The 18,976-nt window shown below is 61.6% G+C and carries 19 protein-coding genes and 1 tRNA gene; 6 read left to right on the top strand and 14 right to left on the bottom strand.

Annotation, left to right across the window (positions count from 1 at the left end):
* The 3 genes from CIT31_RS04420 to CIT31_RS04410 all read right to left on the bottom strand — a co-directional run bounded on the left by CIT31_RS04420 (nucleotide 1) and on the right by CIT31_RS04410 (nucleotide 2,349).
* Nucleotides 1-969 (bottom strand): D-2-hydroxyacid dehydrogenase, encoded by a 969-nt coding sequence (locus CIT31_RS04420; protein WP_095517578.1) that lies wholly within the window; start codon nucleotides 967-969, stop codon nucleotides 1-3.
* A gap of 2 nt (nucleotides 970-971) precedes the next feature.
* The gene (locus tag CIT31_RS04415) at nucleotides 972-1,769 is read right to left on the bottom strand and encodes a pyrroline-5-carboxylate reductase (RefSeq protein ID WP_095517577.1); all 798 of its coding nucleotides are present in this window, start codon (nucleotides 1,767-1,769) and stop codon (nucleotides 972-974) included.
* Between the two features lie 103 nt (nucleotides 1,770-1,872).
* Complete coding sequence (locus tag CIT31_RS04410) at nucleotides 1,873-2,349, bottom strand: methyltransferase family protein (protein WP_165778343.1); 477 nt, start codon at nucleotides 2,347-2,349, stop codon at nucleotides 1,873-1,875.
* Between the two features lie 137 nt (nucleotides 2,350-2,486).
* Here CIT31_RS04410 and CIT31_RS04405 point away from each other — a divergent pair, with 137 nt between their 5' ends.
* Both CIT31_RS04405 and CIT31_RS04400 read left to right on the top strand, forming a co-directional pair.
* On the top strand, nucleotides 2,487-2,990 hold the full coding sequence (locus CIT31_RS04405; protein WP_108722847.1) for a MarR family winged helix-turn-helix transcriptional regulator: 504 nt from the start codon (nucleotides 2,487-2,489) through the stop codon (nucleotides 2,988-2,990).
* A 210-nt stretch (nucleotides 2,991-3,200) separates the two neighbouring features.
* Nucleotides 3,201-3,512 (top strand): hypothetical protein, encoded by a 312-nt coding sequence (locus CIT31_RS04400; protein ID WP_095517574.1) that lies wholly within the window; start codon nucleotides 3,201-3,203, stop codon nucleotides 3,510-3,512.
* A 77-nt stretch (nucleotides 3,513-3,589) separates the two neighbouring features.
* Here CIT31_RS04400 and CIT31_RS04395 read toward each other — a convergent pair whose 3' ends face one another.
* Nucleotides 3,590-3,823 carry a hypothetical protein gene (locus CIT31_RS04395; RefSeq protein WP_095517573.1) on the bottom strand — a complete coding sequence of 78 codons (234 nt, stop codon included), beginning with the start codon at nucleotides 3,821-3,823 and terminating at the stop codon, nucleotides 3,590-3,592.
* A gap of 828 nt (nucleotides 3,824-4,651) precedes the next feature.
* Between CIT31_RS04395 and CIT31_RS04385 the strand changes: the two genes are divergently transcribed.
* Both CIT31_RS04385 and CIT31_RS04380 read left to right on the top strand, forming a co-directional pair.
* Nucleotides 4,652-5,182: a hypothetical protein gene (locus CIT31_RS04385; RefSeq protein WP_133116113.1), complete on the top strand. Its 531-nt coding sequence runs from the start codon at nucleotides 4,652-4,654 to the stop codon at nucleotides 5,180-5,182.
* Between the two features lie 40 nt (nucleotides 5,183-5,222).
* Nucleotides 5,223-6,440 (top strand): DGQHR domain-containing protein, encoded by a 1,218-nt coding sequence (locus tag CIT31_RS04380; RefSeq protein ID WP_245316101.1) that lies wholly within the window; start codon nucleotides 5,223-5,225, stop codon nucleotides 6,438-6,440.
* A gap of 317 nt (nucleotides 6,441-6,757) precedes the next feature.
* Here CIT31_RS04380 and CIT31_RS04375 read toward each other — a convergent pair whose 3' ends face one another.
* The 7 genes from CIT31_RS04375 to CIT31_RS04345 form a co-directional block, all read right to left on the bottom strand.
* Nucleotides 6,758-7,024, bottom strand: coding sequence for a sulfurtransferase TusA family protein (locus CIT31_RS04375; RefSeq protein ID WP_245316100.1), 267 nt, complete (start codon nucleotides 7,022-7,024; stop codon nucleotides 6,758-6,760).
* On the bottom strand, nucleotides 7,021-8,544 hold the full coding sequence (locus CIT31_RS04370; protein ID WP_095517568.1) for an FtsK/SpoIIIE domain-containing protein: 1,524 nt from the start codon (nucleotides 8,542-8,544) through the stop codon (nucleotides 7,021-7,023). Before CIT31_RS04370 ends, CIT31_RS04375 begins: the two co-directional genes overlap by 4 nt.
* Complete coding sequence (gene dndD, locus CIT31_RS04365) at nucleotides 8,541-10,610, bottom strand: DNA sulfur modification protein DndD (RefSeq protein ID WP_095517567.1); 2,070 nt, start codon at nucleotides 10,608-10,610, stop codon at nucleotides 8,541-8,543. Before dndD ends, CIT31_RS04370 begins: the two co-directional genes overlap by 4 nt.
* Nucleotides 10,611-10,631: 21 nt before the next feature.
* On the bottom strand, nucleotides 10,632-10,847 hold the full coding sequence (locus CIT31_RS04360) for a DNA modification system-associated small protein (RefSeq protein ID WP_095517566.1): 216 nt from the start codon (nucleotides 10,845-10,847) through the stop codon (nucleotides 10,632-10,634).
* Nucleotides 10,840-11,979, bottom strand: a complete 1,140-nt coding sequence (gene dndC / locus CIT31_RS04355) for a DNA phosphorothioation system sulfurtransferase DndC (RefSeq protein ID WP_095517565.1) — start codon at nucleotides 11,977-11,979, stop codon at nucleotides 10,840-10,842. Before dndC ends, CIT31_RS04360 begins: the two co-directional genes overlap by 8 nt.
* A gap of 418 nt (nucleotides 11,980-12,397) precedes the next feature.
* Nucleotides 12,398-12,474 (bottom strand) — tRNA-Arg (locus tag CIT31_RS04350).
* A 391-nt stretch (nucleotides 12,475-12,865) separates the two neighbouring features.
* A complete protein-coding gene (locus tag CIT31_RS04345) occupies nucleotides 12,866-13,753 on the bottom strand; it encodes a D-alanyl-D-alanine carboxypeptidase family protein (protein WP_095517564.1) in 888 nt (295 codons plus the stop codon).
* Between the two features lie 428 nt (nucleotides 13,754-14,181).
* On the opposite strand from CIT31_RS04345, the gene CIT31_RS04335 reads away from it, so the two are divergent.
* On the top strand, nucleotides 14,182-15,288 hold the full coding sequence (locus tag CIT31_RS04335; RefSeq protein ID WP_095517563.1) for a hypothetical protein: 1,107 nt from the start codon (nucleotides 14,182-14,184) through the stop codon (nucleotides 15,286-15,288).
* Nucleotides 15,289-15,837: 549 nt separating this feature from the next.
* A complete protein-coding gene (locus tag CIT31_RS04330; RefSeq protein WP_095517728.1) occupies nucleotides 15,838-16,458 on the top strand; it encodes a nucleoside triphosphate hydrolase in 621 nt (206 codons plus the stop codon).
* A 48-nt stretch (nucleotides 16,459-16,506) separates the two neighbouring features.
* Here CIT31_RS04330 and CIT31_RS34080 read toward each other — a convergent pair whose 3' ends face one another.
* The 3 genes from CIT31_RS34080 to CIT31_RS04315 all read right to left on the bottom strand — a co-directional run bounded on the left by CIT31_RS34080 (nucleotide 16,507) and on the right by CIT31_RS04315 (nucleotide 18,976).
* Entirely contained in the window at nucleotides 16,507-16,908 is a 402-nt protein-coding gene (locus CIT31_RS34080) for a hypothetical protein (protein WP_165778342.1), read from the bottom strand.
* 75 nt (nucleotides 16,909-16,983) lie between these two features.
* Complete coding sequence (locus CIT31_RS04320) at nucleotides 16,984-17,688, bottom strand: glutathione S-transferase family protein (protein WP_095517561.1); 705 nt, start codon at nucleotides 17,686-17,688, stop codon at nucleotides 16,984-16,986.
* Between the two features lie 79 nt (nucleotides 17,689-17,767).
* Nucleotides 17,768-18,976, bottom strand: a complete 1,209-nt coding sequence (locus CIT31_RS04315; protein ID WP_095517560.1) for a beta-ketoacyl-[acyl-carrier-protein] synthase family protein — start codon at nucleotides 18,974-18,976, stop codon at nucleotides 17,768-17,770.

Genomic DNA, 18,976 nt, shown 5'->3' with positions numbered 1-18,976 from the left:
TCAATAGCCGCGCATTGGATCGACAACGCCGAGCAGCTTTTCGCCGCGCCGATAGCGGCTGAGATTGTCTGCGAACATATCCAGCGCTTTCTCCTCCCAGCCTTCATAGACCGACGAGCAATGCGGCGTGACGATCACGTTCTCATACCGCCAAAGTGGGTGATCCGCCGGCAGCGGCTCGGTCGAAAAGACATCGAGCGCGGCGCCTTTGATGCGGCCGCCGTCGAGCGCCGACAGCAGTGCTGCCTCATCGACGACGCCGCCACGCGAAACGTCGATGAGCACCGCCGACGGCTTCATCGCGGCAAACGCCGCAGCGCCGATCAGCCCGCGCGTCGCCTCCAGCAGCGGCACGCAACAGGTGATGAAGTCGGCCCGGCCCCAAAGCCCCGGCAATGCCTCGATGCCGTGAACCTCGTCGACATCGGCGGTTGGCCTGGGATGCGCACGCACGCCGAGCGTCGTCAGCCCCAGGGCCTTGGCGCGCCGGGCCAATGCCTGCCCGGTCCTGCCGAGGCCGAGCAGCAGCAAGGTCTTGCCCTGGATCGGCTCGACCGCCCCAGTGATCCATGTCCGCGCGCGCTGATGCCTGGCGAAATTTCGAAGACCCAGCGAGAACGACAGCATCGCCCCCAGTGCGTACTCGGCCATCATATCGGCCGCGACACCGGTGGCGTTCGTCACCGTCACTTTTTCGGGGTTCCAGGGACCCAAATGATCCGTCCCCGACCCGCCGACCGACACCCATTTCACCGTCGGGCTTTCCAGGAGAGCGGAACGCGGAAAGCGCGCGGTGCCGTCGAAGCGCACCGAGTAGACGATCTCGGCCTTTGTCTCTTCTATCAAGGCGGCCAGGCCGGCGTAGCTGTCACAAGGATAGACCGACAGCCCCGGATGCTTGTCCCGCAACAGCTTCATCGCCACCGCCGGCGCGTTGGTGTGGAGGATTACGGCAGGGCCGGCTGTCATCGTCACGATTGAGGACCAATGCGTGGCGCTGCTCCTGCCGAGATACGCCGATGCACGCCATCCAGGCTTTCTGCGAAGGCATCGAAGACATTCCGTGCCGTGAGCTCGCGCAAAATCTGTTCGTTGAGCCCGCCGCGTGTTGCATAGTCTTGCGCCAGATCCATGAAGCCCGTATCCGGCGTCGTCTCCGGTGCGTTTGCCAGCGCTTTGAAAATGGTGACGATATAGTCGCGCGCTTGCGCGTCGGCGACGCCATGCTCTTTCAGCCAGCCATGGATCGTATCGAGATATTTGAAATAGCTGGCAAATGACGCGGTGACGACGCTCAGCGCGTCGAACTCGCTCGGATCATCGACCTCGATCACCTTTCCCAGCCGGCCGAAAAACGCCGCCATGCGCCGATCGGGCGGGCAGATGATTGTCGCCCCCTGCCTGTGAGCGATCATCGGCATGGGAAGAGCTTTCGTCACGTGCTCCACAGGAGCGATCAACGTGGCTATTTCCTCCCGCGACAGGGTGGCGATCAAGCTTACGACGTGATGGTCCCGACGAAACCGCAATCCTGTAAGCACCTCATGCGCAATCTGCGGCCAAACCGCCAGCATGACAGTATCGCAACTGTCGAGGACGGCCTGATTATCCGGTGCAACGCGTACATCGCGGTAGCGAAGCGCCAGGCTGGCAGCGATTTCTTGATTACGGGGCGACAGGAGCACCGTTACGGAATTGTCCGCGGCGGATTTAAGTCCGGTGACAATCGCGGCTGTGAGCGCGCCTGTGCCGATGAAGCCGAGTTTCATTTGAAATCCCTAAGCGTTGGTTCTGGATCGTCGTCAGCCGACAAAATAGTACCAGCTCGGCATGATTTTGGGATCAGAGCACGCGATCGGCTTTCCTGCGACGTCAGAGCCACCGCCGCACGCTTTGCTTGTAGTCGCGATAGGCATCGCCGAACCGCCGCTCGAGGTAGGCCTCCTCGCGGGCGACGACGCCGTAGCGGATCAGGATCGCAAGCGGCAGCGTCAGGACAAGGATCCAAATATTCTGCGCGGCCACGCCGATGCCGCCATAGATGAGGAACATGCCAAGATAGATCGGATTGCGCGTCCAGCCGTGGATGCCGGTCGTCACCAGCACGCGCGTCGGCTCATTCGTGGGCACCGGCGTCTCCGCGCGCATGAAATTGCGAATGCCCGCTGCGAAAAGCGCAAAACCGATCGCGATCAGCGAGCCGCCGATGATCCAGGTGACCAGCCCCGGAATCGGGAACGGCAAGCGCAGCAGGCGATCCAGCACGAAGCCAATCAGGAAAGCAGCAAGAAAGAGCAGCGGCGGTCTCGCGATGACGCCTGCGGTTCCGCTGTCGGTTTGCCCAGCCATTTCCATGTCTGCTCCCGCAGATGCTGGAGGGCTATGAAGCCCATAGCCCCTAGAGATGACAATCAAGGTGTCATTCTAGAAGTTGACAACAGCGGTGTCAATCGCAGAACTTGGCACAGACAGGAGGAACGGAAGCGATGGCGTCGGCACGACACGGGACTGAGGTGGTCCGAGGGGCGGATCCCATCGTTGACGGCAAGGCCGAGGCGATCGCCGAGCTGATGCTCGAAGTGGCCCAGTGCTTCTTCAGGATACGGGCTCTCGGCCAGAAGACAGGGCTCATCACCAGTTGGGGCGGCGGTGCGTTCGGCTTCATGCGAAGTCTGGCGCTGCTTGGCCCGCTCACCGTGCCGCAGATCGCCCAGATGCGGCCCACCAGCCGTCAGCGCATGCAGCGGCTGGCGGATGAGCTTGCGGCCGAGGGGCTGGTCGAATTCATCGACAATCCGAAGCACCGGCGCTCGAAGCTCGTGCAGCTGACGCCCAAAGGCGCCGCGCGCTACGGCGAGCTGAACGCTCAGCTCTTGGCGATCGCCTCGACCATGGGCGTCGCTCTCGACGAAGCGGACATCCGCAAGACCGCCGGGATCGTGCGGCAGCTGAGCGACGATGTGAAAGTGCGGTCGGAGCAGCTGTCGTAGCGCTGGCGCAAAAGCGGCGCCGCGCCATTGATGGGAATCCTGCTTGAGCGCCTCCCCGGCCTCGTGCCGTTTCAGCCTGGATGCGCTTGGCTGTTGCCACGTTCGTCCGGGCCCGTCGGCGAACAGTTGTCGACCGGAACCTCTGCGGAACTGAGGCGTTCGAACCGCAGGAGCTGAGAGCTGCACCTGCAATTTGCAAAGAGTACCGCAATGGCTCAGAAAGCGAAGATAACGACAGGCACCAACGCCCGGCCGCGCAACGAAACCATAGGCCAATCCGGCGAACCGGACGACAGCAGCCGGCCGCTTGAAGTCGACGAGACCGCCGCCCGGTTGCGAGGCAAGCTGCAAGGCAAACCCGAGCAACTTGGGGAAACCAATGTGGACGAAGTCCCGCCAGGCATTCCTGGCGCTGGCGAGCATATGTGTCACCGCTGCGCCGGGACAGGCATGATCGACGGCCGCACCTGCCCCGAATGCGGCGGAACCGGAAAGGTGACGACGCCGACAGGCGGCGGCTGAGGCGATCAAGACAGCGATCACGTTTCGCGGCACCCTCGATCACTGAAGCGCCAAGGGGCCGATGGCAATTGCGCGGATCAGATCGCCGGCACCCACTTCCAGAACACGCCCTCCATCCTTTCGGGGTAGTATTTGAACTCGCATTCGAAGCGCCATCCGTAAGTCTTGGCGGCCGCCAGTGCTTCCTTGCTGACCGGGTTCATGCCCGTTCCCGGCGCGAACCAGTCCTCCAGCAAGTCGTCGGGCACGTAGGCGCCGATCCTCAAAGGCAGCTTTTCGAGGACGACATCCATTTCGTCAGGTGCGGGCAATGGGGTCTCTCCTTCAAGATCTAACTACGAACAAATCATTCGAGGCCGATCGGGTTCCGGACCATCGGTTCGCTATCTCGTAGGCCGCGGCGAAGCGGAGCAGTAGCCGTCGAACTCGCGGGCGGGTGCGTGACACCCAACCGAGAAGATGTGGACATCATCCGTCAGTGCCTCGACGCTGCGGAAACCCAGGCCCTTGTTACCGATGCCTTCGCCGATCTCCTTGTCACTCGTCGCGATGTTGCGGATCACCTCGTGAACGGACGACCCTTGTTCGCGATGAGGAGCTCGCCGCGGTTCGGGCCTTCGATGACAAGGCGGATCGCGATCTCGCCCTCGTCGTCGGGGGCGTCACGGGAAAGATAATCGCCTGGTTCGCCACTTCACCCGATGGTCCGTCTGAATCAGCCCATATCGTTACGTGTATCGCACGCGCCTGGCGGTCAAGAGCGGTGACGCCAAGTCGCCCTCTGGCGCATCGGCAACATCCCCCGTCCGAAGCCGAGGAACGTTACTACGCCATGCTGCGAGAGCCCGCATTCAAATTGGCAATCCTCTATACTGCCTGGTAATGGCGCTCTCGGCAGCATTCGCCTCATCCCGTCCTTAGAGATGAGGATCCCCATTCTCTGAATGGAGAAAATGGCCAGTGATCAACCTGCAGCCGCATGGGCGCGTGAGCGAACTCTCGGTTTTTTGCAATTGATCGGCGGTTCGGCCGTTAGGCGATCATGGACCAGGAAATGCTTCCTCCCTGACCACTTTTCAACTATTCGTTCATGGAATGGACCTAAGCAACCTTTGATGGTCCGGCGGTGGGGGAGGGTAATGAACGGCACGCACTATAGCGGCTTAAACGGATTCGTATTTCTGGGCCGGGAGGCGAAGCGGCGCTTCGTGAAGCCGATAGGTCAGGTGAATTTCTGGACGTACCTTGTTCTGGCGATCTTCTCGCTGGGCGGACTTCCGATCTACATCGAATGGTTTCGCATGACGAATTCGCCCGCGCACAATGTGGACGGCGTCAAGCTCGCCCTGTTTACTGTTTTTCCGGCAATCATGGGCGCCTCGGCGGTGCAATTGGTTTTGGACAAGGACAACTCACCGATTCGGATGGCTGGCCTCGGGTCGCTCGTATTGTGTTTTGTTGTGACCTTTACACTTATCGCAAATATCTTCAGCATCCCGGATAAGTGGTCAATAATCACCGGCATCCTCTTTTGTCTCCTTGCTGTCCTTACGTGGTGGGTAGCCAACGGGCTTGACCCAATTTTCGAGGATACGATCCGCCCCGACGATTCTGTAGGCGGCGACGTGAAAGCAAAGCTCGATGGCGACCTTAACGGCATCAAGGCTTAGGGGAAGAGCGATGACAACGTACCCTTTGACAGTGCCCGCTATGCGCGTCGATCAGCCGATGGGCGCGTTTTTCGCAACTGTGCTCACGGCGCGTACGCTTCTCGAGGTCGCTTTCACCGACCTGCTGGTCGCGGAGCGGCGGCCGGGCACCGACACCTACGAAGTGGACGGCACGCAAAGGCTGCAACAGCCTAAAAGGCTGGACGCCATTGCGGAATATATCGGCCGCTCCGATTCAGCATTCCCGAACTCTATCATCCTGGCCGCCAACTACCGTCCCGATGGCTACATCGAGGGTGACCCCGAGGACGAGAACAAGGAAGCCGAACAGGAAACCAAAAGATGGCGGGTGGAAGAGGGGGCGGACGGGTGCCTGCGTTTGACCATACCGTCGGCAGAGAAGCTCGCTGCTGTGATCGATGGCCAGCATCGGCTGTTCGCGTTTGCTCGTTCTACGAGCGAGCGGAGGGACGCGGAGCTGCTGTGCGCTGTCTACCTAGATCTTCCCAAGCCCATCCAGGCGCAGCTGTTCGCGACCATCAACTCCACGCAAAAGCCTGTCGACAAGAGCCTTACGTATGAACTCTTCGGCTACAATGTCGAAGACGAACCGGCATCGTTCTGGAGCCCGGACAAGCTTGCGGTATTCATGACGCGCCGGTTGGGGGCAGACCCTGCGTCGCCATTGAACGACAGGATCGTGGTCGCTCCCGAGAACGACTTCGCGTCGGTCAAAGCCCTTGCAGGCTCCCCCTGGAAAGTTTCAACCGCTGTTGTCGTACAGGGCATATTGCGGCTGATATCTACGAACTCGAAGCGCGACTCCAATCTGCTGCTGACACCCCGCAGGGAGCGCCGCAGCCTCGTAGGCGTGCGCGCAGACAAGTCACCCCTACGGACCCTGTATGTCGAAGGCAATGACCTTCTGATCTATACGATCGTCCTTAACTTCGTAATCGCCGCTGACAACCTTTTCTGGAAAACGGCCGCGCCGGACTCTTTCATCAGAAAGACTGTCGGCGTTCAGGCGCTGTTCGACATTTTGCGGCTGATAGGGATGGAGGCGTACATGGCAAAGGATGTTTCGGTACAGGCATTCGAGAATCGTCTGCGTCCGGCGGCGCATGTCAATTTCGCTCTGGACAGGTTCAAGAACGCCTCTGGCTCCGGCCGTAGCTTTATCCGCAAAGTGTTGGCGGCAAATCTTGGTCTGCCGGCCGACCTGGCAGACGAGGATCGCCAGGCCTTTGTGACTTGAAGTTGCCGTCTGTCCTATGAACGGCGCGTGATCGTCGGAGGATGAACTAGCGGTGTGCCGGGTTCATCTCGATGTCGGTGCTGAAATCAAAGAGGACCCATTCGGCAATCTCCGAAACCAAGGTGGTCGCAGTTGGACGGGCGGCTGACTTTCGGCCTTCGCATGCGTTTTGATTGCCTCACGTAAGCGTGCGGCAGTCTCTCGACAAGTCCTGCCACAGTGAAACACGCTCCGAGGTCCGGCACGGTCGTCATTTTCAGTCGGACGATACGCCCCTTCAGAATGCAGGTTCGATGGGCGGCTGTCGCCGCCCATCGTCACCCTGAAGCGTTCCCGCCGCCCAGCTCGATCAGGAACCAGAGAACGTTCCCGTTTTCACCGGACGAAACCAGCCGGTGGCCGTCTGCCGTCGCAAAATGCGGAATATCTATCTTGGCCAGTGGGTCTGTGCATTCGACCAGAATTTGCGCACCGGCAGGAAGGGACTTCGCCGCCCTCCTTGACCGGATGACCGGGAGCGGACAATTGAGGCGGCGCGTATCGATGACGATGGGTTCAGAAGACATTGCTGAAGAAGCGCTCAAATCATGGCCTCCACGTCCATTAGCGACAGGTAGAAGCCATGTCCGCGTTCAAGTTCCTCACCAGGGCGCTTGATTAGCATATCGCCCCTGCCAAGTAGGTCCTGCGCGCCCGTGTCGTCCAGAATGATTTGCGACTCCGAACTTTTCTGCACCGTGAGCGCGATGCGCGAGGGGATGTTGCTGCGGATCAGTCCGCTAAAGGTCTTCGCGTCCGGCCGCTGTGTGGCAAGCACCAGATGGATGCCCGCGGCTCTGGCCGCCTGCGCAAGCCGCACGATCTTTGATTCGACCGTGCGGTCTTGGATGATAAGGTCAGCCAACTCGTCGATGAAAGCGACGATAAACGGAAAGCCCCCCGCTTTGCGGCGCGCGTCAAGGACGTTGTTAACGCCGAACGCCTTCATCTGCGCATAGCGATTGTCCATCTCCACAACGAGGGCGTCTATCGCGGTCCGGGCCTCCGTGATTCCCGACGCCACGTCATCGTTCCAAAGGTATTTGCTGCCACTGTAGACCGGAAACTCGACCTGCTTGGGATCGATCAGGCAAAGCCGCAGCGTATCGGGGCTGTGCCGCGAGATCAGGGAAACGATCAGCCCGTGCATACACACGCTCTTGCCCTGCCCGGTCGCACCGCCCACCAGCAGATGCGGAGCGGCGGCCAGATCGAAGTGAATGACCCGCCCGGTCACGCCCTGACCGGGGAAAACCTCCAGCGTCGACTCGCTGCGGGGAACACTGTTGAGTGCTGCTTCTAGCTCCCGTCGACCTGCGTTGATCCATGATACCCGTGGACGCGGGATATCGAGCGCGACGGTGCGCGCCTCGTCCGAAGGTCCGAGTGTCGGCATCATGTTCTGAAGGTTCAGCGCCAGTGCGAGGCGTTCGAGGCCTTTTCGCAGCCGGTCGAGCTGATTTACATCCCGCAGTAGCACGCGGTACCGCGAAACGCGCGGACCATGAACAACGCCTTTGACTTCGGCGTTGACGCCGATGTCGCCGAGCGCTTTGACGAGCTGCTTGGAGATATCCTCGGAAGGCGCCGGCGGAGCGGCATCCGCGCCCGGCCGGGCATGAATTTCTGATTTCGTCGCCGGCAGGTCGGCGCGCCTGTTCAGCAACATGCTGATGAAGGCGTCATAATCCTCGTTTACGTCCTGCCAATCGTTCATCAGCAGCGTAGCGCCGCGATGCCAATGGCCCCGGATGGCCGCTCTGAAGCTATCCATGCTGTCAACAGGCGTACCGCCGTGCATGACAGCATGGGTGGCGAGCAGTCCAACCCACGTCGCTACGTCATTCTGCGTGAAGAGAGATGTGGCAGGGATTTCCAACCCCTTGGCATCGACCGCATCCTCGGAGAGCGGTCCTCCTGAAAGCGAGCGTCCGATAGCGAGGCGAGCGACGTTGGCCTTGGTAGATAGGCCGAGCCCTTCCATAAGGGCTTTGGTCTTCCCGTCTGCGTTGGCGCTGGTCCGAAAGCGGGATGACATAATCTGCTGGACCGTGAGCGCGTTCATTCGGCGGCTTCCACGAAATAGCGGTCTTCGCGGGCGCTGGTGCGCCCAACCCCGTCGCCCACGTCGGTATGGTCCAGAAGGTAGGTCTTTGCGACATGCTTAGAGATGCGACGGTGAAACTCCGCGTCGATTTCCTTGTCCTGGCTGAGCAGGATGACTTGCCTGCTCTCGTCGCTCGTCCAGAACTGTAAAATGTTGTGCCGGTGACGGCTATCGAGGCGGCCGAGTGGCGTATCGACCACCAGCGGCGCATTGATACCTGACACTTTGGCGAGCCCTGCGATTAGGGCCGTGGCGAATATCTGGTTCTCTCCGGCAGAGCGGTCAAAGGTGATCGGCCTGCCGGACTTGCCGAGTATCTGGGACGTGCCATCATTAGAGATGAAGATTCTGGAAACCTGATCCTTGTGAGCGAGTTGGCGGTAGACTTGGGTCATCGAAGACGCCAGCTGCTTCACCTTCAGGGGGAACAGCGCCGGAATCAGGTCCTCGATAACCCTGCGGATGCGGTCTGACTTTTTGATGACCGAGCGCGCTGGTGAGGAGTCGTCCAGCTTCTTGCGTTCGCGCTCATAGTCCGCTCGCTGTGTCACCACTTGCGTTTCGAGGCCGGTCCTGCGGCGCTCGTCGGCGCGGATTTCTTCGTCCACACTGTCGATTTTCTGCTGCAGGTCCTTCAATTGCTGGGTCAGTGCGGCCAGCGTGCCGTCCCTGTCGATCCCCTCCAGCTTCGATATCTTTCGCCCCAGGTCGTCAATGCGCTGCGTCAGCTGCGCGTGTTCGGACAGAAGGTCCTGTATCTCGCGCTGACTGACCGCGATGGAATCGAGATATTCCAGCATCTTGGACCGCTCGGGGGGCGTCAGGTAAGAGTGGATGATCTTTTCGGCGCAATCGTCCGGAGGTGGGTAGAAAAGGCAGGCCCAGGCGGCATCGAGCCGCGCGTTGAGCGCCGCTGTCTGCTCGTCCGACAGCGGTGGCTGGATCAACGGGCTTGCCTGGCTTTCAAGCGCCGCGCGGAACTCGTTCTTGCGGGGCTCAAGCGCCTGCTTCTCGCCTTCCCACTTGAAATAGCGGAGTTCAGCCTCCAACTGGCTACGAAGTGTTTCAAGGATGTTCTTTGACGCCAAGTGAAACGGCAGGCGTCCGGACAGGATTTCCTCCTGGTCCCGCATATTCTCGCGCAGCGAGGCGCGATATTGCTCCCGTTCCTCGACCAATTCCTTGTAGGTCGCGGTATCGCCCCCGCCCCCACCCGCCGATGTCACCCGCTCAAGCAGCGACTGGAATTCGTCGGCCAGCAACCGCTTCTGGTCCTTCGCGACATCAATCTGATGCGCAATGTCCTGCTCCTGCTGCTCGTTGTCGCGCAGGGTACGCTCAAGCTGAGCAAGCCGTTCTTCATCCACCGTCACTACGCCCTGGCGCCGGGAATTCTCGAATTGGCGAAGGCGGTCGGAAAGCGAGCGCAGCAGCACGACACCGAGCAAGCCCTCCAGCCCCTGCTTGACCTGTTCGATGCGGCTCTGGTCGGCGAGCTTCTTCACTTCCTCGCCGTCAAAGAAAAAGAACGGCGCGATGTGGGCGGGGACGAATAAGTCATCCAGCATGTCCGCAAGGTGGAAGCCGTTCTTGCCGTCCGAGCGGGGCATGTCCGGTACGTTGCGCGTGATCGTGCGGACGGTGGCCTCTTCATCGGTCCAGCTGCCGTTGCTGCGGAAGTACCATTTCCGCGTGATCTCGATCGCCTTGGCCTTGCTGCGGTTCACGGTCACGCGCACGAGCATTGTGTCGCGGCCGTCGCGGAGAGCCTCGCCGTTGAAGGCCTTTTCAAGAAATGTTGGATAGCCCCGCACGTCGTCGGTCTTCAGCCCAGCACGCGCCAAATGCGCCATGGCATCTTTGCCATACAGGCAGAGGTAAAGAGCCTCGAGGACAGAAGTTTTTCCATAACCATTCATGCCGCCAATCAGGACGACATTCTTGCCGTTGTTAGGCTCCGGAAACGTGAACTCCTGGTGCTGGTACGACTTGAAGCACGTGAGTTCTATCTTGGAAATCCACATTGGGCCGCCCCCCTAGCCTCCTTAATCCATGCGTCCGAGTATCTCTTCAATGCGTGGATAGATCCCCGAGGCGCGCTCTTGATGCTGGCGTTCCCGCTGGAGGCTGACGAGTTCGGTCAACACGTCTACCGGCACGTTGTGCTGTTCGCATACGCGCTCAAGGATTGAGCGCGCGTCCTCATCGACCCAAAGGGGCAGATCGCTTAGCGAATTCTCTGTCGTGTTCGTGTCAGACATTGGCGAGGCTCCCGCTGTTCTGCAATTCATCCGCCCAAATCTGCCGAATCTGGCGAATCTCCGTTTCCTGGATGAGTACGCCGTCAAAATTCTCCTGAACCTGCATAAGCCTGTCAAATATCTCTTTGCGGGCGGCGATGGTGAAGGGTCCCGGGATGTGCTTGCCATTGGCATCGAACGACAGGCGCCCATTGCGCCTGAAGGCCTGGCGCATGTCGGTGCGATTGCGAATGGACTTCAGCCAGTCGCGGAATTCGATCAGCGGCTGGTACGACAGCATCCCGGCGTCGACGAACCCTTGAAGGCTTTTATCCTTCTCGACGACGGTGCAGGTCCAGCAGCCGAACCGGCTATTTGACGTTCCACAGCCAGGCGCTTCGTCCGCCGAGAGGACGACCGGGCACTCGCCACCCTCGGAGTCGCGGTAAAGCCGGATAAGGGAGGTGTGATTGCCTCCCCAGGGCGCATGGGTGGTGCCGAGGATTTCCCATACCTCGTCGACGGCAAGGTCCAGGATGGGTCGGAAGATAAAAGCCCCAGGCAGACGGTCGTGCTCCGAGAGATTCTCGCCGCGCACGTTGGGGCGGCGGTCGATGGAGCGCTGTCTGCTCTGGCTTTCGTCGCGTCGGACACCAAGGACGACGATGGCTGCGCCCGACGCGGAAACCTGCCGTTTGATATAACCGCTGGTCGGCTGAATTTTTAGCCGGTCGGTGCACCAGCGCATAGTCATATTCGGGCTGGGATAGCCTTTCCCGATCAGCAGGACCCAGAACGTCTTGTCGGGGTCCGGATACGTCCGGGCGACGGTGATCGGCAAGCCGAGCGCGGCGGCAGCGTCGTCCATCTGCTTCGTGACGGCGTTGAGATGCGACATAACAAGGGGTGATTCGACCTGCGTGTCGTTGGATACGATGTGAATGGGCCGCGTCCGCTGCGAGGGTGGAATCTCAAGCAGCATTTCGAAGATGGCGTGGGCGACAAGGGTGCTGTCCTTGCCTCCGGAGAAGCCGACAATCCAGGGAAAACGCTGCGAAGCGGAAAGGTATTCTTGTTTGACGTGATCGATCACGCCGCGCCAGATTTCATCTACGGATCGTGGCAAAGGCTGTTGATGCAGCGCAAAATTCATTCACAAAGCTCTTCCGATTTAACATCGCGCGGCCCTGAAGCCCATCGAATCCGATTGGTCCATGTTCCGGTTTTCGCCAGGAATAGCAAGGACAAGGTGCATGGCCCCCTGCTAAAGTTAACAGGAGATCGGAGCCAGCAAGGGCGGTGGCTTGTTGCCATAGTGGTCCGTCGCGTAATTTTTTCGCGGCGGCTGTCGCAACTATTCAAGGTCACCCTGATACGCGAGATCTTGGCTCTATGAAGGATGATCGCGGACTAATTGTCCGGCTGTGGCAATAGGGCAACTGCTGCGAGGGAGCATGCCTCGGTGGACGAATTGTGGGTCAATCCACATTTGCGTTCGTTGCTTGCCCGAAGAGGCTCTCTGTGGGAACTCTTGATCGGCTCATCGGCTCTTTGTAAGCATTTGATTTTAATGGCGCACCCGACAGGATTCGAACCTGTGACCTCTGCCTTCGGAGGGCAGCGCTCTATCCAGCTGAGCTACGGGTGCCTTCAGGATCGAGATCCGGAAAACGAACCAGCCGGGTAACCGGCCAGCCACGGCTTCTTAGCGGAAGCCGGCGCAGGCTTCAACGGGCAAGTGGCAGGCGGCAGGGCTGCGAACTCGGAATAACGCATTTTTCGAATTGCTCATTCCACGGAGGCCCACGATCTGGAGCCTGCCATGACCCCGCGAAGGTGCGAGAAGCAAACCCGCAGGCCGGCAAACCTGCGGTTGTGTCGGACCTATGAAGAATGGCGCCGAAGCCTGAAATGAAAAACCCGCCTCGGCGGGCGGGCGCAAATCAGCACTATGAATAAATTCCTAGCATAATTGCCGTCACCTGTCAAGTTGAAACCACTGATCAAGAGCTTGCCCCATCACTGCCGAACGCCACCCCTCACTGCTCCCCGGCATACAGCAATCTTGTCGTCGTGTTCGATGCCGGCGACAGGTTGCGCTGGATCAGCGCCTCGACGTGGTCGTTGCGCCGGCGCGCGCTGTCGGCGCCCATTACGACGAGGATGAGCCGGCGGCCGTCGGCATCGTAGGAGGTGACGATGTTGAAGCCTGAGGCTCTGATATAGCCGGTTTTGATGCCGTTGACGCCGCGGACGCGGCCGAGCATGTCGTTGTGGCCGCGCACCAGCCTGCCCCGAAACATGAAGTCGCTTTCGGAGAAATAGTGGAAATGCTGCGGGAAGCGGGCGCGCAGCGCCGTGCCGAGCACCGCCATGTCGCGTGCCGTCGTCAGCTGGCCGGCGTCCGGCAGGCCCGACGCGTTGCGGAAGACGGTGCTGCGCATGCCGATCTGGCGCGCTTTGGCGGTCATCATCGCGGCAAACGCCTGTTCGCTGCCGCCGAGATATTCGGCGACGGCGACCGCCACGTCATTGGCCGATTTGACGGTGATCGCCCGGATCGCCGAGTCGACATCGATCGTCTCGCCGCGCCTGAAGCGCAGCTTGGTCGGCGGCTGCCTGGCGGCGTTGTCCGACACCGGGATCGGCGTCGTCTTGCTGACGCGGCCCTGGTCCAGCGCCTCGAACAGCAGGTAGAGCGTCATCATCTTGGTCAGCGACGCCGGATAGCGCGGCGCCGTCGAGTTGGCCTCGAACAGCGTCTTGCCGCTTTTGCCGTCGATGACAACAGCCGCATATTTCTGCGCCGGCGCCGGCACCGCCAGCATGGTCTCCGTCGGCGTCGTCGCGCAGCCGGCGACCAGCACCAGCAGCGCAAACGCCGCGACAAATCTTTGGATGAGCGGAAAGAGGCGCGGGTGGGACACTGTTCTGAAGGTAAGCCGTTGCTGAAACGAATGGGAAACTAGCCTAACCCGATTGCCCCGTCTATTTCGTTAACACCGTTCTTCAGGGCAATCGCTTCAGGTTTGAATTCGCCCCGCCCCCGGGCATTTGCGTTGCCCCTCACCTGCCTGCCGGCATCCTCTCCCCGTAGAACGGGGAGAGGGGCGCTGTCATCGACGGTTTCGCCAATCACCGGCGTTTGCAAAAAGGGCGCCGGCATTGCGGCCAGCTTCTTTCTCCCCGTTTACGGGGAGAAATGCCCGGCAGGGCAATGAGGGGCAGCGCCGCCAGCCGGCAATGATAGCTCCCACAGGGTGCTTCGGCGTCTCTCACGTGAAATACCGGGTCTGCGCTTGCGTAACCGGCACCGAGCGGGTTTGCTGGCGCCGGCAGAATCAGCAGGTGCGCCATGGATACGCTCACGATCAAGGCAAAGGGCATTTCGGTAACGGTCGATCTCACCGTCGGCCATCTCGCCGACATGACGGTCGATATCGACGGGCGCCGGCTAAAACCGCTGCATCGCGCGCCGTGGATCGACGAGCCGCGCGCGACGCTGCCGCAGGACCTGCCGGCCGGCACCGTTCGCCTGTCCGGCGATTTTCTCTGCGCGCCGTTTTCGCGCAGCGATGTCGAGGAAGCACCCTTGCATGGCTGGCCGGCCAACAGCCGCTGGGATGTCGTCGCCTCCGAGGCGACTGCCGATGGCTGGCGGGCCGTTTTCAGGCTGCAGCACAAGGTCGTGGGCGCAACGGTCGACAAGATCCTCACCCTGCGCGACGACCATCCCTTTCTCTACCAGGAACATGTCTTTTCCGGCGGTTCGGGCGCGATTTCCGTCGCCCATCATCCGATGACGGTGATGACGGACGGCGGCAAGCTCGCCTTTTCGCCGAAGCGGTTTGCGGCAACGCCGGACGACCCGCTCGAGCCCGATCCGGCCCGCGGCCGTTTCCGCTTCGCCTATCCCGCGCGTTCCGCCGACCTGACGCGTTTTCCCGCCGCCGATGGCGGCACGCTCGACCTGACCGACTATCGCATGGATCTCGAGCGCGAGGACTTCGTCACGCTGGTCGAGGCCGACCATGGCGGGCCGGGCTGGACCGCACTGGCGCGAAAAGCGGAAGCCGATCTCGTTGTGGTGCTGAAGAACCCGGCCGAACTGCCGGTCACCATGCTGTGGATCAGCAATGGCGGTCGCGACTACCCGCCGTGGAGCGGCCGCCATCGCGGCGTGCTCGGCATCGAGGACGGCCGCACGGCGCTCGGCCATGCCGCATCGCTGGCTGACAACTGGCTGAAGCGGGAAGGGGTGGAGACCGCCTTTGCCCTCGGCGAAGGCCGCAATGTCTCGTTCCGCCACGTCATCGGTGCCCTGCCCTCATCCGGCGGCGAGCCGCCGCGCGACATCGCCACCGAGCAGGGGCATATGCGCATTGCGGCGGCTGACGGTTCGACGCGGGAAGTCGCCTTCGACGGCGATTTCCTGAGGATTGGTCGATCCGTCCCGGTTTGAGCGTTCGGCTCCCCACCTCTTCGTCATCCCAGGGCGGAGCAGGAGCGAAGCGACGTCGCGGAGACCCTGGGATCCATGCCGTGACATCAGCCGAGGAACGCGGCGGAATAGAATAAAAGCGCTCTGTAGCGATCCTTCGCGCCCCCCTCTGTCCTGCCCTCTTTGCCCAAACTTGGCATCTCCCCCACTTGGGGGGAGATCGGCAGCTTCGCGGACAGCGTCCTTTTTGCAAGGTTGGTGGTTGGCGAAATCAGTGATGAAGGCCAATCTCCCTCCTTGTGGGGGAGATGTCCGGCAGGACAGAGGGGGGCGCTGTCCCTCCGCGATCAAAGGTTCTGCACCGCAGCAGCGCCCCTATGTCACGGCATGGATCCTGGGGTCTGCGACTGCGTCGCTTCGCTCCTTGCTCCGCCCCAGGATGACGAAGGGAGGATCGTTTCGGCCAATCTCGAAGCTTTGCGATCTGCCAACGGACGGTCAATCCGGGATTTGAAATTCCCGCGAACTATCGCCAAGATGCGATCCAAACACCCAGCCAGAAAGGCTCCGATGTCCGAGATTGCTCATCTCGCCGCCACCATCTTCAAGCGCGCCGGCAAGGCGCGGCGTTTTGTCGTTGCCATCGCCGGTCCTCCGGGGGCCGGCAAGTCGACGCTTTCGGCCCGCCTGCATGAACTGCTGCCGGAAGGTGCGGCGGAAATCGTGCCCATGGACGGCTTCCATTACGACGATGCCGTGCTCGAGCAGCGCGGCCTGCGCGCGCGCAAGGGCGCTCCGGAGACCTTTGACTTTGCCGGCTTCGAAACCTTGCTGAAGCGCATCCGCGCGGCCGAGCCCGACATCGCCATTCCGGTGTTCGACCGCAGCATGGAGCTGTCGCGCGCGGCCGCTTCGATCATCGCCGCCGACACCAAGTTCATCCTGGTCGAAGGCAATTATCTCCTGCTTGACGAAGAACCCTGGTCGCGGCTGGCGCCGCTGTTCGATTTCTCGATCTTCGTCGATGTGCCGCGCGCCGAGCTCGAGCGCCGGCTGCTCGAGCGATGGCACGAGCATGGCCGCTCCGACGAGGACGCCCGCGCCTGGATCGCCTACAACGACATGCCCAACATCGACCGCGTGCTTGCCCGCCGCCGCCCCGCCGATCTGGTGATCGGCGATCACGCCTGATTTGCGGGACAGCCCGCGCCGGAACCTTAGGACTTTCCGGCCGTTATGTCAGATACGGCAATGATGCTGACATGAGGAAAACTGTCCGATGGCAACTCCGATGGCAACTCCGATGGCAACCAAGGCAAGAAAGCCTGCGCCCGGCAAGGGCAGGGCAACTCGATCAAAGGCAACTGAATCAAAGGCAACTGAATCAAAGACGGGCGCTGGCCCGGCGGTCGCCGCCCGCTCCAAGGATGCGGCAAAGCCCACCTTTGGCAAGGCAGCACCGAAGAAAGTGACACCGACCGCAGCCAAGGCCACGGCAAAACCCACCAAGCCCAGGAAATCGGCAACCGGCGGCTCGATGGTAGACAGCGCAATGCGCACGGCCAAAACGACGGCCAATGTCGCAGCGGGTGCGGTTGTCGCCACCGCCAGGGGCGCTGCGTCCCTTGCCGCTTCCGTCATGGGCAAGGGCGGCTCAAAACCCAAAACCAAGGCAAAATAGGCCTAGCCGCTTCTCGGCGGCTGCAGCCGATTGAGCTAGCCCCGAGGGGGGATGGTGAGACCCTTTTGCACCGCCGGCCGGGCAAGGCCGCGTTCTAGCCATGTCGCGACATTGCGAAAGTCGTCGAAGCCGACCAGCTCCCTTGCCTCGTAAAAACCTATCAAATTGCGCACCCAGCCCAGCATTGAGATATCGGCGATGGTGTAGTCGTCGTCCATGATCCAGCTGCGGCCCTTCAGCCTCGTCTCGAGCACACCGATCAGCCGCCGCGATTCGTCGCGATAGCGCGCCAGCGGCCGCTTGTCGGCGATCTCGCGTCCGGCGAATTTGTGGAAGAAGCCGACCTGCCCGAAGATCGGCCCGATCGAGGCCATCTGGAAGAACACCCACTGGATCGTTTCGTAACGCCGCACCGGGTCGGCCGGGACCAGCCTGCCGGTCTTGTCTGAGAGATAGAGCAGGATGGCGCCGGATTCGAACAGCCCGATCGGCCTGCCGCCCGGGCCGTCCGGATCGATCATCGCCGGGATCTTGCCGTTGGGGTTCAGCGACAGGAATTCCGGCGTCCAGCTTTCTTTCTTGCCGATGTTCACCGCATGCGCCTCGTATGGCAGGCCGAGTTCCTCCAGCGCGATCGACACCTTCACCCCGTTCGGGGTCGGGAACGAATAGAGCTGGATGCGGTCGGGATGGCTGGCCGGCCAGCGCGTGGCGATCGGAAAGGCGGACAGGTCGGTCATCGAAACTCCTGGGCGGGATTTTTCGCGCGTGCGTGGCGAGTGGCAAGAGCTTCGCCCTATCGGGATGATCCGGTTGCGGTCAGACCGCCTTGAACGCCAGCACCGCATTGGTGCCGCCGAAGGCGAAGCCGTTGCTGATCGCCGCGCGCACCTTGCGCTCGCGCGCCACATTCGGCGTAATGTCGAGATCGCAATCGGCGTCGGTTTCGCGAAAATTGGCCGTTGGCGGCACGATGCCTTCGCGGATCGCCATCACGCAGGCGATCAGCTCCAGCGCGCCCGACGCGCCGAGACAGTGGGCGTGCATCGATTTGGTCGAGGAGATCGAAAGCCTGGAGGCATGATCGCCGAAGACGCGCTTGATCGCCGCCGTCTCGATCTGGTCGTTGGCCTTGGTGCCGGTGCCATGCGCATTGATATAGTCGATGTCTTCCGGGTTGAGCCTGGCATCGACGAGGCAGAAGCGCATCGCCGCCTCCGGCCCTTCGATGGTCGGCGCGACGATGTCGGAGGCATCGCCGGAAAGGCCGGCGCCGGCAATTTCGGCAAGTATAGTGGCGCCGCGCGCCATGGCATGCTCGTAGGTTTCCAGCACAACCATGCCGGCGCCTTCGCCGAGCACCAGGCCCTGCCGATCGGCCGAAAACGGCCGGCACGTGTCGGGCGCCAGTACCCGCAGCGCCTCCCAACCTTTCAGAATACCCCAGACCAGCGGCGCATCGGTGCCGCCGGCGAGCATGACATCGGCGCGGCCGAGCCTGATCTGGTCGACCGCCGAGGCAATGGCGTGGTTGGACGAGGAGCAGGCCGAGGTGATGCCGAAGACCGGCCCGCGCAGGCCGAGATTCATGCTGACATGGCCGGCCGCAGCGCCCGGCATCACTTTCGGCACGGTGAAGATGCCGGTGCGATTCTTGCCTTCGAGCAGGATGGCGCGATAGCTCTCTTCGATCGCCTCCCAGCCGCAGACGCCGACGCCGACGATGGCGCCCATCCGGTAGGTGTTGGCTGCGTGCGGGTTCAGCCCGGCTTGTTGCGCGGCCTCCCGCGCGGCGATCGTCGCCAAAAGGGTGAAGCGGTCCATCGAGACGACCTGCTTGCGGTCGATGCCGTGATCGGGAAGCGTCCTGATTTCGCAGCCGACCCTGATTTTCAGGTCATGCAGCTCCGAATTGACGATCGGGCCGATGGCCGAGCGGCCGGCGCGCATCTCGCCCCAGATCGCCGGCACATTGGTGCCGAGCCCGCATAAGCCGCCGATGCCGGTAATGACGACGCGCTTGTGCAT

The organism is Mesorhizobium wenxiniae, assembly GCF_002284535.1.
Classification (GTDB): domain Bacteria; phylum Pseudomonadota; class Alphaproteobacteria; order Rhizobiales; family Rhizobiaceae; genus Mesorhizobium; species Mesorhizobium wenxiniae.
Note: the sequence above shows the minus strand (reverse complement) of the source record. Positions and strands in the feature narration are given on the sequence as shown.